Origin of the sequence: Fontimonas thermophila (genome assembly GCF_900113085.1) — a bacterium.
Classification (GTDB): Bacteria; Pseudomonadota; Gammaproteobacteria; order Nevskiales; family Nevskiaceae; genus Solimonas; species Solimonas thermophila.
In genome coordinates this window covers 26,866-38,636 of sequence record NZ_FOOC01000001.1, presented here as the reverse complement: position 1 = coordinate 38,636, position 11,771 = coordinate 26,866, and the positions used below count along the sequence as shown (strand labels likewise).

The following is an 11,771-nucleotide window of genomic DNA, read 5'->3' as shown; positions in this document are numbered from 1 at the left end:
GCGGCCGTCGCTTCGGGGTTCACAGCCACACGAGCAGACTCACGCCGAGGGCGATGCGATACCAGCCAAACGGCACGAAGCTGTGCCCGGCGACATAGCGCAGCAGCCATTTGACGGTGGCAAAGCCGACCACCGCGGCGGTGGCAAACGCTGCGATCAGCTCGTGCCAGGGTTCGGCGGCGCGCGCGGTGGCATCGCTCAGCGTCTTGTACAGCTCATAGCCGGTTGCTGCGAACATCGTCGGGATGCCGACGAGAAAGGCAAACTCCGCGGCGCGCGCGCGATGGGTCAGGCCGAGCAGCAGCGCCGCGAAAATGGCCGCCGCCGAGCGTGACGTGCCCGGAAACACGCCGGCGATCACCTGGGCTACGCCAACGCCCACGGCCACCCCCCAGCCGATCGACGTGCGCGGCGCTTGCGTCTTGAGCCAGTGCTCGACGGCGAAGATGACCACGCCGCCGACGATCAGCGCGATGGCCACTGGCGTGGCCGTCTCCGGCAACGACGCGCCCAGCTTTTTGGCGAGCAGGCCCAGCAGCGCGGTGATGCCGAAGGCCGTGCCGAGCTTGAGCAGATCGTCGCGGATCGCGGCATCATCGACCCAGCCGGTGGCGAGTCGGACCAACCGGGCACGGTAGACGAGGGTGACCGCAAGGATCGCGCCGGACTGGATCGCGATGTTGAACAAATCCGAGCGGCGGTCGAGCCAGACCTGCGCGATCAGCAGATGGCCGGTGCTCGAGATCGGCAGAAACTCGGTGAGACCCTCGATGACACCGAGCAGAATCGCTTGCAACAGGCTGTCCACGGATCGATCGATGATGCAAATGACGGGCAAGGATAAAGGAGTGGATGCATCGGTGCGCGTGGCGCTGGTCACCGGCGCGGCACGCCGGATCGGCGCGGCGATCGTGCGCACGCTGCACGCCGAGGGCTGGAACGTCGTCGTGCATGCACAGAGTTCGATCGCCGCAGCGCGCGCGCTCACCGATACGCTCAACGCCGCGCGTGCGGATTCGGCCGTGGCAGTGCGCGCCGATCTGCGCGACGCCGCGCAGATCGAGCGGCTCGCCGACGAGGCGTATGCGCGCTGGCAGCGGCTCGATGCACTGGTCAACAATGCCTCCACGTATTACCGCACGCCGTTCGGCTCGATCACTCCGGCGCAGGTCGACGATTTGCTGGCGACCAATCTGCGCGCGCCGCTGCTGCTGATCCAGGCGTGCATGACGCGTCTGGCCGACGGCGGCAGCATCGTCAACATCGTCGATACCCAGGCGCGGCGCGGTGTTCCGGGCTTTGCGCCATACATCGCCGCCAAGGCCGGGTTGTGGACGCTGACGCAGACGCTGGCGCTGGAGCTCGCGCCGCGCTTGCGCGTCAACGGTGTCGCGCCGGGACACATGATCTGGGCGGCGACGCCGACGCTCAGCGCGGCCGAACAGGCGCGCGAGCTGGCCCGCGTGCCGCTGCGCCGGCTGGGCGGTGCCGACGAGGTGGCCCGCGCGGTGCGCTGGCTGTTGTCGGCGGAGGCGGGCTATGTGACCGGCGTCGTACTGCCGGTGGACGGCGGCTTGCGGCTCACTTGAGCGGTGGGTGGCCGCGTTCGAGCGCGAGCAGCCACTTTTTGCGCCAGATCCCGCCGCCATAGCCGCCGAGCCGGCCGTCTTGATTCACGACGCGGTGGCAGGGGATGAGGATGGCGATGCGGTTCTGGCGATTGGCGTTGCCGACCGCGCGGCAGGCGCGGGGGTGGCCGACCGCCGCCGCCAACGCGGCATACGAGCAGGTTTCGCCGTAAGGAATGTCCCGCAACGCGCGCCACACCCGGCGCTGGAAATCCGACCCCGGATCGACCAGCGGCAGCGTGAAGCTGCGCCGCGTGCCCGCGAAGTACTCGGCCAGCTCGTGCGCCAGCCGCCGCAGCAGCGGGTGATCCCCCGCACCGAGCGGTGCACCGACGAGGCGGCACAGGGCGGCGAGCTGGGCATCGGCGCGGTCCGGCTCGCCGAATTCGAGTAGCACAATGCCCTCGTCGCAGGCGGCCGCGAGCAGCGGGCCGAGCGGGCTGTCCAGCCAGGCGGTGTGGATCGGTCCCGGCGCCGTGGCGCTGGCAACCGTCGCCGGGGGCTGGCCGGCGCGGCGCGCGCCGGTGGTGCGGGGACCGCCGTCCACCGCGGCCGCCTGCAGGCGTGATCCGTCGCGGGCCGATGTTGCCCGGCGCAAGGTGCCCCATGTCTCGTCCATGCCCATGTCCCCGGCGGCCAGAAAGCCGCTTTTGCGATCCAGTATCGCGCAAATCGGTGCGATGCGCCGGGGCGGAATTTCACGCGCTGTTTGCGCAGCCTGGGGTGTCCGGTGGCGATCAGGTTCCGGCGGCGAGACACAATTCGCACTGCGTTTCTCCGGATGCGCGACCCAAGGGGCCGAAACGGCGTTCCCAGAAACGCACGCGGCCGTCGGCGCGCATCGCCAGCACGGTGCTGGCACGCGTGCCATAGCGGTCGCCGCGGATGAACGGGGGGGACAGAAAGCGTTCCGTCTCCAGACCGACGCCGGTATCCGGCAAGGCCTCATCCGGAGCCGGGCGCGAATCCGCCAGGGCGGCGAACAGGGGGGTGAAATCGTCGCAGCGTTCCGCACACCAGCGCTGCAGCGCCGCGCGCAGCCGCACCAGCTTGGGCCAGGGCGTATCGAGACTGGCATTGCTGACGGCGTGGATGCCGGCGCTGAGCGCAGCCGTGCGATAGCGCGGATGGTTGGTGGCGTAATGGGCGCGGCTGCCGACGCCGACGAGCAGATTGAAGCCGGGATGGGCGGTGGCCGACGCACCCAGGCGTGCGACGTAATCCGCAGGGTCGTCCTCGCGGCTCACATAGTCGGCGACCAGCGCGCCGCGCGAGGGCGCCTTCGGATCGGGGGGTATCATGCGGCGGACATTGGTGACCACGGCCCAGCGGCGATCGCGCGCGAGCGCAAGCCAGCTGCCGCCTTTGAGCAGGTCGCGGCCGCCGAACACCGATGCGGTGCCGGGCCACCAGTCGGCGGGGGCGGCCGGACGGTCGTGGAATTCGTCGCGGTTGGCGGCGATCACCAGCGGATAACGGGGGTGCGCATCGAGGGCGACGGCGATCAGGCACATGCCGGCAGCATCCGCGCGTGCCGTCCGCCCGTCAACCCGCTACGCTGGAAGGATCATGATCGTACCGACCGGACAGGCCAGCGCCAAGCCAGAAGCGATCGATGCGCCCGACGCCTATGCGCGGGCGCGGCGCGCCGACATCCAGCGCTGGCTCGAGGCGCCGCCGGATTGGGGCACCCGCCTGCTGGCCAAACCCAGCCATGTCGCCGCGCGGCTGACGCAGCAGCTGGTTCCGGTCGGGGTGCTGCGGGCAAGCCTGCAGGCGCTCGACGGAGTCGCCGGACGGATCGCCGGTGGGCGCGACATCCTGCGCTGGGCAGGTGTCGACACGCTCGAGGCGCTCGCGCAACGCTCCCTGCGTGAGGCCGATGCGCTGGCCCGCCGCGTCGAGCGGCGCGCGATCCTGCTCGCCGGCGGCAGCGGTGCGGCGCTCGGCATCGGCGGCGCCGCCGGCATGGTCGCCGACATCCCGACGCTGCTGACGCTGGCGCTGCGCACGATCCACCGCACCGCATACTGCTATGGCGAGGATTGGGGGCAGCCTGGCGCGCAGGGTTTGTCGATCGGCGTGTTCGCGCTCGCCTCCGCCAACAGTTACGAGGAGAAACGCGCGGCCTGGGCGGCCCTGCACGAGGGTCGTCCGCTGCTCGATGCGGCCTGGCGCGACGGCGTCGAGCGCATCGCCGAGCGCGAGCTCGCCAAGGATGCGGCGCAATTCAGCCTGAACACCCTGGCCAGCCGCATCGGCGCGCATCTTGGAACCCGCAAGAGCGGCGGCGCGCTGCCGGTGATCGGCGCCGTCGTCGGCGGCGCGGTCAATGCCGGATATATCCACGACATCGCCCAGGCGGCCCAGTACACGCTGGCGGCCCGCTGCCTGCGGCGCATGGGCCTTGCGCCGGATACCGGGCGCGGCGCCTGAGCAAGCGCGGGTCCACGGCGCGGGGAATCGCGTGGGCGCGCAGCGCTCGTCCCCTCGCCGTTCGGCGCGATGAGTCGCGGCGCTGCGCTTGCCTGCCGGGCTTCATCCCGCGCGCCGCCTTTTTCGGATGTTCCCTAACAGGGACCTGTGATTGCACCCCTGCCAGTGCCCCGATAGGCTTTGCCGCAGTGCAACATGACGGTCGGGTGGAATGGACGGACAGCATCACGTGGTCATCGTCGGCGGCGGCTTCGCCGGGCTGTATGCGGCCAAGGCCCTAGGGCGCAGCGGCTGCCGGGTGACCCTGCTCGACAAGCGCAATTTCCAGTTGTTCCAGCCGCTGCTTTATCAAGTGGCAACCGGTGCGATCCCGCCCGGTGATATCGCCATCCCGCACCGCGTGGTGCTGCGCAAGTATCGCAACGTCACCTGCCTGACCTCGGCAGTTTTTGAGCTCGATCCGCAGGCCCGCGTGCTGCGCCACCAGTACGGCACGCTGCGTTACGACACGCTGATCGTCGCCACCGGCGTCAAGCATCATTACTTCGGCCGCGACAGCTGGGCGCAGTTCGCGCCGGGACTCAAGACCGTCGAGCACGCCCTCGACATCCGCCGCCGCATCTTCGATGCGTTCGAAAAGGCGGAGGCCCTGGAGGATCCGGTCGAACGGCAGCGTCTGATGAGCTTTGTCATCGTCGGTGCCGGGCCGACCGGGGTCGAACTCGCCGGCGCGATCGGCGAGCTCGCGCACAAGACCATGGTGCACGATTTCCGTCGCATCGATCCGCGCCAGGCGCGTATCTTGCTCGTCGAAGGCGCGCCGGACGTGCTGCCGGCCTACGACGTTCGTTTGCGCCGGGCGGCGCGCCGCCATCTCGAAGAACTGGGCGTGACCGTGCGCACCGGGACCAAGGTCGAGGAGCTGGGGCCGGATTTCGTGTGCATGCGCAGCGGCACGGAGGTCGAGACCGTCCAGGCGGCAACCATTCTCTGGGCTGCCGGCGTGCGCGCATCGTATTTCGGCGAGATCCTCGCCGAGCGCACCGGCGCCCTGCTCGACCGCAGTGGGCGCGTCAAGGTGCGGCCGGATTGCAGCCTGCCGGGGCATCCGGAGATCTTCGTCATCGGCGATCTGGCGTGTCTGACCGACGCGCGCGGGCGCGATGTACCGGGACTTGCGCCGGCGGCGATCCAGCAGGGCCGCTATGTCGCCGACGTGATCCGCCGCCGGCTGCGCGGCCAGGCTCCGCGCGCGCCGTTTCGCTACCGCGACCTGGGCACGATGGCGGTGATCGGCATGAACAAGGCCGTCGGCGACCTGCGCGTGGTCAAGCTCACCGGCATCGCCGCCTGGCTGATCTGGGCGTTTGTCCACATCGCCTCGCTGATCGATGCCGAGCAGCGCATGCGTGTGTTCCTGCAATGGGCCTGGAAGTACTGCACGCGCAAGGAGGGCGACCGCCTGATCACCGGTGCGCCGCCGAAGACGCGGGCGCTGCGGCAGGCGCACCATTCGCGCGCGGACGGCGGGCATCTGGACCGGGCGGCGTAACCAGCCGGCCATACGCCTGTCATAGACTGGGCATCCCGCATCTCCCAGTCCACCGCGATGACACAAGCGCCGCCCGAGCTGCCCGACCCGCTCGCGCAGGGCCTCCAGCCCGCCGAGCTGTTCCTCAACCGCGAACTGTCGCTGCTCGAATTCAACCGCCGTGTCCTCGAGCAGGCCAAGGATGAGCGCGTGCCGCTGCTCGAGCGGCTCAAGTTTCTGTGCATCTCCAGCTCCAATCTCGATGAATTCTTCGAGATCCGCGTCGCTGGCCTGCAGCAGATGGCCGAGCTCAACCCGACACAGCGGGGAGCCGATGGGCTGACGCCGGCGGAGACGCTCGCCGCGATCAGCCGGCGCGCGCACGAACTCGTTGCCGAGCAGTACCACACCTTCAACGAGATCATCGTCCCGGCACTGGAAAAGGAACGTATCCGCTTCTTGCGCCGCGCCGAGTGGACGCCCGAGCAAGACGCCTGGCTCAAGCAGTATTTTCACAACGAGCTGATGCCAGTGCTGTCGCCGATCGGGCTCGATCCGGCGCATCCGTTCCCGCGCATCCTCAACAAGTCGCTGAACTTCATCGTCCAGCTCTCCGGCAAGGACGCTTTTGGCCGCAACACCGGTTTTGCGATCGTGCAGGCGCCGCGGGCACTGCCGCGGTTGATCCAGATCCCCCAGGAGGTTGCGGGGACCGGCCCGCACGATTTCGTCTTCCTGTCGAGCGTGATCCACGCCTATGTCGACGACTTGTTTCCCGGCATGGAGGCGACCGGCAGCTACCAGTTCCGCCTGACCCGCAATTCCGACCTGCTGGTTGACGAAGAAGAGGTCAAGGATCTGATGGAAGCCGTCGAGGGCGAGCTGTCGCAGCGCCAGTGGGGCGACATCGTGCGGCTCGAGGTTGCCCACAACTGTCCGGAACCGCTGTGGCAGTACCTGATGGACGTCGCCCAGCTCACCCCCGCGGATGTCTATCAGGTCAACGGCCCGGTCAATCTGCACCGCCTGATGGCGATCCCGGACATGGTCGATCGCCCCGATCTCAAATATCCGCCGTTTACGCCGCGCGTGCCCAAGGCGTTTGCCGCGGGCGACATCTTTGCGGCGATCCGCGAGCGCGACCAGCTGCTGCACCATCCGTATGAATCGTTCATGCCGGTCGTCGATTTTCTGCGCGCCGCCGCCCGCGATCCCAAGGTGCTGGCGATCAAGCAGACGCTGTATCGCACCGGCGACAAGTCGGCGGTGGCCGAGGCGCTGATCGAGGCGGCGCGCAACGGCAAGGAGGTCACCGTCGTCGTCGAATTGCGCGCGCGTTTCGACGAAGAGGCCAACATCGATCTCGCCGAGCAGCTACAGGAGGTCGGCGCGCACGTGGTGTATGGGGTGGTCGGCTACAAGACCCACGCGAAGATGTGTCTGGTCGTGCGCCGCGAGGAGGGTGCTCCGGGCGGGACGTCCACGCTGCGGCACTACGCCCATCTGGGCACCGGCAACTATCACCCGCGCACCGCGCGTCTTTATACCGATTACAGTCTGTTCACTGCGGATCCCCAGATCTGCAAGGACGTGCATGCGGTGTTCCTGCAGCTCACCAGCCTGGGCAAGGTGACCAAGCTGCACCGGCTGCTGCAGTCGCCGTTCACGCTGGCCAAGCAGTTGCACGCCAAAATCGAGCGGGAGATCGCGCACGCATCCGCCGGCAGGCCGGCGCGCATCATCGCCAAGATGAACGCCCTGGTGGATCCGGAGATGATCCAGGCCTTGTACCGGGCCTCGTGCGCCGGGGTGAAGATCGACCTGATCGTCCGCGGCATGTGTTCGCTGCGCCCCGGGGTTCCGGGGTTGTCGGAAAACATCCAGGTGCGCTCGATCGTCGGGCGCTTTCTCGAACACCACCGTGCGTACTATTTCGCCAATGGTGGCGACGGCGAGCTGTATCTCGCCAGCGCCGACTGGATGGAGCGCAACCTGTTCCGCCGCGTCGAGGTCGCGTTCCCGATCCTCGATAAAAAACTGCGCGAGCGCATCCTCGATCACCTGCACGCCTATCTCGCCGATACCGCGCAAAGCTGGATCCTGCAGCCCGACGGCGCTTATCGACGCGCGCAGGCTGATGACACCAAGCCGGTGCAGCTGCGGTTCATGGAAGAACCCTGACGGGATGCTCAGGTAGCCAGTTTTAAGCGCAGCTGCGCGGCGGCGAGATATTCGACCTCGCGTTCCAGATCCGCCTGGGTCAGCGGGTGGCGCTCGAGCCAGCGCTTCTGCGTGAACGAAAGCTCATAGCCACGCCGGTTCGGATTGACGCGCACCGGCGGTTTGAGATCGGGCGTGCGCGAGCGGTGCAGCAGATAGGCCAGGCGCAGCACCATCGCCATGCGCTTGAGCGGCTCCACCCAGGCCGTCGGCACCTCGTCGAGGACTTCGAGCGCGAAACGGCCGCGATGCAGGCGCACCAGCGCCGCCAGCAGTTTCTGGTCGGTTTGTGAGAAGCCCTGCAGATCGCTGTGCTGGAGGATGTATTGGCTGTGCTTGTGGTAACCGTTGTGGGTGATGGCGAGTCCCACTTCGTGCAGGCGCGCAGCCCAGTCGAGGAGTTGGCGGGCGTTGCGCGTGTCCAGCCCCCAGGTTTTGCCGACCTGATCGAGGATGCGCAGCGCCGTGCGCGACAGCTCCGCGGCGTGGCGCTGGTCCACGCCATAGCGGCGCGCCATCGCCTGTACCGCTTCGTCGCGCACGTCGTGGTTGGACAGACGACCCAGGAGGTCATAGACCAGACCTTCGCGCAGCGCGCGGTCGGAGGTCTCCAGCGTCTTTAATGCGAGCGAATCGAAAATGCCCGCGAGCACGGCGAGCCCGCCGACAAACACCGGCCGGCGGTCTTCCCGCAACCCGGCGAAGTCGATTTGATCGATGTGCTCGCGCGTGAGTACCAGATCCACCACCTTTTCCAGCGCCTCGCGGGTGATGTGCTGATCGCTCCAGCCGTTGGCCAGGATCACGCGCCAGATCCCGCGGATGGTGCCGGATGAGCCGATGGCCACGTCCCAGCCGGCGCGCCGGTAGCGGCGCTCCAGGAATTCCAGTTCCACGCGTGCCGCTAGCCGCGCGCGCTTGAAGCGGGCGGCGGTGATCACGCCGTCTTCGAAGAAACGCTGGGTGTGGACGACGCAGCCCAGCGACACCGACTCCATCAGGCGCGGCGTCTCGTGGCGGCCGATGATCAGCTCGGTGCTGCCGCCACCGATGTCGACGACCAGCCGGCGCGGCCGCGCCCGGCCCATTCCGTGCGTCACCCCGCCATAGACCAGGCGCGCCTCTTCGAGGCCGGAAATGACTTCGATTGGATGGCCCAGCGCGGCTTCGGCCTGGACATGGAAGTCGCTGCTGCGGCGCAGCTTGCGCATCGTATTGGTGCCGACCGCACGCACGCACTCGGGCGGAATGCCGCGCAGGCGCTGGCCGAAGCGCTGCAGACAGGCCAGCGCGCGCTGTGCGACGTCCGGCTGCAGGCGTCGGTCGGGGCCGACGCCGGCAGCCAGGCGCACCGGTTCGCGCAGCCGGTCGATGACCTGGATCTCACGCCCATCGGTGCGCGCGACGAGCAGATGAAAACTGTTCGAGCCGAGATCGACGGCAGCGATTTCCCGCGCGCTTCCCTCGACCGACTGGATCGGGGTGCTCATGCGTTCGATTGTCCCATGGTAGGTGTGATCATCGCGGGGACGGGTGAGCGGCGAGCGGATGTGTGGTCAGGTGTCGGCGAGGGCGGCAGGGTAACAGCTCGGCCGTTGCGTCCACTATCCGGGGCGGGGCGCGTTGACCGGCGCGGGCATTTCCCCGAACATATCGCGCCTTGTTCAGGGCCCATCCGCTTTTCCCGGGAGTTTTCGTCATGAAGCATGCGCGTTGGGGCGCCATTGCCCTTGCCGCAGCGTTCGCTGCCCCTGCGGTGTTTGCGCAGGGCGATGCCGAGGCCGGCCGCGTCAAGGCCAGCACCTGTATGGGATGCCATGGCATTCCCAAGTACACCAACGCGTATCCAACCTACCGCGTTCCCAAGCTCGGCGGCCAGTCGGCCGCCTACCTCGAAGCAGCGATCAAGGCCTACCGCAGCGGGGAGCGCCCGCACGGCACCATGCATGCGCAGGCGGCCAGCCTGTCCGACCAGGACATCGCCGACATCGCCGCCTTCCTGTCCACGGCTCCCGCACACTGACACTGAAAGGTTCACCATGAAGCGCATCATTTTCGTTGCCGCGCTTGCCAGTCTGCCGCTTGTGGCCGGCGCGCAGACGCCGGTGCCCGAGAAGGCCGCCACATGCGTCGCCTGCCATGGCGAAGGCGGCGCCAAGCCAATCGCGCCGAACTATCCGGTGCTCGCCGGGCAATACGCGAGCTATCTCGAACAGGCGCTCAAAGATTACCGTGCGGGCGTACGCAAGAACGCGGTCATGGCACCGCAGGCCGCCGCTCTGACCGACGCCGAAATCCGCGCGCTCGCGCAGTACTTCGAGCGTCAGCCGGGACCGTTGTATACCCCCAGCATCAAGACGGGTGCTGGAGCGGCCCGGTAAATCCGGCTCTGATCCGGCGCCGGAACGGGCAGGAGGAAAGGCACGGGCGCTCCCGTGCCTTTTCGTTTGTGCGCACCTTGTGCAGGCGTGCCCGTTATACTCGGCCGACACCCGGTGCGACGGGGATCGCAAACGAAGGAGCGGAGCAACACATGAACAAGCATGGCCTTGGGGTTGGAAGCGCGATGGGGATTCTCGCCGGCATGGTGTTCGCCGCACCGCTGACGGCAACAGCGGCGAACCTGGATTCGATCGACGCCTATTACGTCGCGGACTCGACGCTGGAGCTCAAAAGCGGCGGTGCATCGGCCGAATCGGAGGAGGGCGACGGCTTTGGCGTCAAGCTCACCCTGATGCTCGGCGAACATGTCTTTCTCTCCGGTCTGTACCAATCCACCGATGTCGAAGACATCGGTGGGGCCGGCAGCGGGGTTCGCGGCAGCACCGATGACACGCGTATCGGCCTCGGTTACAACACCAGCCTGCCGATTTATGCGTTCGTCGAGTACATCAATTACGACGTCGAGGTCAATGGCGGATCGCTGGGCAGTGCATCGAACTCCGAAACCGGCTTTGGGGCACACGTCGGTGCGCGCTTTGATCTCGCAACGTATTTCACGCTCGACGCGCGCGCGGGTTACCTCGACATCGGCGATGCCGACGGCTTCGAATATCTTGCCGGTATTGGCCTTGATCTTGACCGCAACTTCGGCTTGTTCGCCGATTACCGCGTCGTCGAGCTTGATGGTGACAACGATGCCGAGCAGAACACGCAGGATGTGCGTGCCGGATTCCGCTTCCGTTTCTGAAGCATCCAATCGAATGGGGAGATCCTGATGGATAAGAAAACCAAAATCAGCCGCGTATGCGGCTTGCTGCTCACGGCCACGCCGCTGGTGGCTTTCGCGACGCCGGGGTATCTGGATTTCTACTACAGCCCGACGCCCGAGCTCGAATTCGATGACGGGTCTGATCGCCTCGAATTCGAGGGCGATGGCTATGGTTTGCGTGGCGCTGCGCCTGTCGCCGATGCGGTGCTGCTGACCGCGGAGTACCAGAAGCTCAATTACGACGAAGCCTCAGTGGCCGGGCTCGGCTCTGGAGATGTCGATATCGACGACGAGCGCTGGCGCCTCGGCATCGGGCTGCAGGCGCCCGAGCAGGCCGGGTTCCAGTGGGGGCTGTATGGCGAGTATCTCGACGTGACGCTGGAGGGCGGGGGCGAATCGTTCGACGCGGACGGCTTTGCCGTGCATGTGCGCGGCACGCTTTACGCCAGCGCGGCGACGAGCGTCTACGGCCAGATCGGCTATGTGAAGCTCGAGGACGACGAGGGCGGCGACGCCGACGGTCCGGAATATCTGGTCGGTGGCGTGTTTTCGCTGACGCCGCAGCTCGGCGTCTTCGTCGATTACCGCCTAACCGATCTCGAAGACGACGACGGTGGCACGATCAAGAGCGACGAACTGCGCACCGGTCTGCGCCTGCACTTCGGCCGCTGAGGGTCTCGCCCGGCCGGTGCGGCACGACGCGGCGGCCGGCGGCCGGCCGTACAGACGAAAAACCCCGCTGCAG

General features: G+C 67.5%; 12 protein-coding genes. 8 read left to right on the top strand and 4 right to left on the bottom strand.

Going from position 1 to position 11,771, the window contains the following annotated elements; all coding sequences use genetic code 11:
• Nucleotides 1–19: 19 nt before the first annotated feature.
• Nucleotides 20–808: an undecaprenyl-diphosphate phosphatase gene (locus BMZ48_RS00190; RefSeq protein ID WP_091529765.1), complete on the bottom strand. Its 789-nt coding sequence runs from the start codon at nucleotides 806–808 to the stop codon at nucleotides 20–22.
• Between the two features lie 19 nt (nucleotides 809–827).
• Here BMZ48_RS00190 and BMZ48_RS00185 point away from each other — a divergent pair, with 19 nt between their 5' ends.
• Nucleotides 828–1,589 (top strand): pteridine reductase, encoded by a 762-nt coding sequence (locus tag BMZ48_RS00185; protein WP_091530652.1) that lies wholly within the window; start codon nucleotides 828–830, stop codon nucleotides 1,587–1,589.
• On the opposite strand, the gene BMZ48_RS13265 is transcribed toward BMZ48_RS00185, so the two are convergent.
• Together BMZ48_RS13265 and BMZ48_RS00175 are read right to left on the bottom strand one after the other, a co-directional pair.
• Nucleotides 1,582–2,247, bottom strand: a complete 666-nt coding sequence (locus BMZ48_RS13265) for a methylated-DNA--[protein]-cysteine S-methyltransferase (protein ID WP_091530647.1) — start codon at nucleotides 2,245–2,247, stop codon at nucleotides 1,582–1,584. The two genes, BMZ48_RS00185 and BMZ48_RS13265, sit on opposite strands and share 8 nt — an antisense overlap.
• A 118-nt stretch (nucleotides 2,248–2,365) precedes the next feature.
• Nucleotides 2,366–3,142 carry an NRDE family protein gene (locus BMZ48_RS00175; protein ID WP_091529762.1) on the bottom strand — a complete coding sequence of 259 codons (777 nt, stop codon included), beginning with the start codon at nucleotides 3,140–3,142 and terminating at the stop codon, nucleotides 2,366–2,368.
• Nucleotides 3,143–3,197: 55 nt separating this feature from the next.
• On the opposite strand from BMZ48_RS00175, the gene BMZ48_RS00170 reads away from it, so the two are divergent.
• From BMZ48_RS00170 to ppk1, 3 genes are all read left to right on the top strand, one after another.
• Entirely contained in the window at nucleotides 3,198–4,064 is an 867-nt protein-coding gene (locus tag BMZ48_RS00170) for an EcsC family protein (RefSeq protein ID WP_159431022.1), read from the top strand.
• Nucleotides 4,065–4,275: 211 nt separating this feature from the next.
• Nucleotides 4,276–5,616 (top strand): NAD(P)/FAD-dependent oxidoreductase, encoded by a 1,341-nt coding sequence (locus BMZ48_RS00165; RefSeq protein ID WP_091529755.1) that lies wholly within the window; start codon nucleotides 4,276–4,278, stop codon nucleotides 5,614–5,616.
• Nucleotides 5,617–5,673: 57 nt separating this feature from the next.
• Entirely contained in the window at nucleotides 5,674–7,776 is a 2,103-nt protein-coding gene (ppk1, locus tag BMZ48_RS00160) for a polyphosphate kinase 1 (protein ID WP_091529752.1), read from the top strand.
• Between the two features lie 8 nt (nucleotides 7,777–7,784).
• On the opposite strand, the gene BMZ48_RS00155 is transcribed toward ppk1, so the two are convergent.
• Nucleotides 7,785–9,305 (bottom strand): Ppx/GppA phosphatase family protein, encoded by a 1,521-nt coding sequence (locus tag BMZ48_RS00155; RefSeq protein WP_091529748.1) that lies wholly within the window; start codon nucleotides 9,303–9,305, stop codon nucleotides 7,785–7,787.
• A gap of 209 nt (nucleotides 9,306–9,514) precedes the next feature.
• On the opposite strand from BMZ48_RS00155, the gene BMZ48_RS00150 reads away from it, so the two are divergent.
• From BMZ48_RS00150 to BMZ48_RS00135, 4 genes are all read left to right on the top strand, one after another.
• A complete protein-coding gene (locus BMZ48_RS00150; RefSeq protein WP_091529746.1) occupies nucleotides 9,515–9,838 on the top strand; it encodes a c-type cytochrome in 324 nt (107 codons plus the stop codon).
• Nucleotides 9,839–9,854: 16 nt separating this feature from the next.
• A complete protein-coding gene (locus BMZ48_RS00145; protein ID WP_091529742.1) occupies nucleotides 9,855–10,196 on the top strand; it encodes a c-type cytochrome in 342 nt (113 codons plus the stop codon).
• A 152-nt stretch (nucleotides 10,197–10,348) separates the two neighbouring features.
• Nucleotides 10,349–11,005 (top strand): outer membrane beta-barrel protein, encoded by a 657-nt coding sequence (locus tag BMZ48_RS00140; protein WP_091529738.1) that lies wholly within the window; start codon nucleotides 10,349–10,351, stop codon nucleotides 11,003–11,005.
• A 27-nt stretch (nucleotides 11,006–11,032) separates the two neighbouring features.
• On the top strand, nucleotides 11,033–11,698 hold the full coding sequence (locus BMZ48_RS00135; RefSeq protein ID WP_091529734.1) for a hypothetical protein: 666 nt from the start codon (nucleotides 11,033–11,035) through the stop codon (nucleotides 11,696–11,698).
• The last annotated feature ends 73 nt before the right edge of the window (nucleotides 11,699–11,771 follow it).

Coding starts and splice junctions, on each gene's coding strand:
- BMZ48_RS00165 (WP_091529755.1), top strand. CDS start 4,276: ATGGACGGACAGCATCACGTGGTCATCGTCGGCGGCGGCTTCGCCGGG.
- BMZ48_RS00155 (WP_091529748.1), bottom strand. CDS start 9,305: ATGAGCACCCCGATCCAGTCGGTCGAGGGAAGCGCGCGGGAAATCGCT.
- BMZ48_RS00175 (WP_091529762.1), bottom strand. CDS start 3,142: ATGTGCCTGATCGCCGTCGCCCTCGATGCGCACCCCCGTTATCCGCTG.
- ppk1 (WP_091529752.1), top strand. CDS start 5,674: ATGACACAAGCGCCGCCCGAGCTGCCCGACCCGCTCGCGCAGGGCCTC.
- BMZ48_RS00170 (WP_159431022.1), top strand. CDS start 3,198: ATGATCGTACCGACCGGACAGGCCAGCGCCAAGCCAGAAGCGATCGAT.
- BMZ48_RS00140 (WP_091529738.1), top strand. CDS start 10,349: ATGAACAAGCATGGCCTTGGGGTTGGAAGCGCGATGGGGATTCTCGCC.
- BMZ48_RS00185 (WP_091530652.1), top strand. CDS start 828: ATGACGGGCAAGGATAAAGGAGTGGATGCATCGGTGCGCGTGGCGCTG.
- BMZ48_RS00150 (WP_091529746.1), top strand. CDS start 9,515: ATGAAGCATGCGCGTTGGGGCGCCATTGCCCTTGCCGCAGCGTTCGCT.
- BMZ48_RS00135 (WP_091529734.1), top strand. CDS start 11,033: ATGGATAAGAAAACCAAAATCAGCCGCGTATGCGGCTTGCTGCTCACG.
- BMZ48_RS00145 (WP_091529742.1), top strand. CDS start 9,855: ATGAAGCGCATCATTTTCGTTGCCGCGCTTGCCAGTCTGCCGCTTGTG.
- BMZ48_RS13265 (WP_091530647.1), bottom strand. CDS start 2,247: ATGGACGAGACATGGGGCACCTTGCGCCGGGCAACATCGGCCCGCGAC.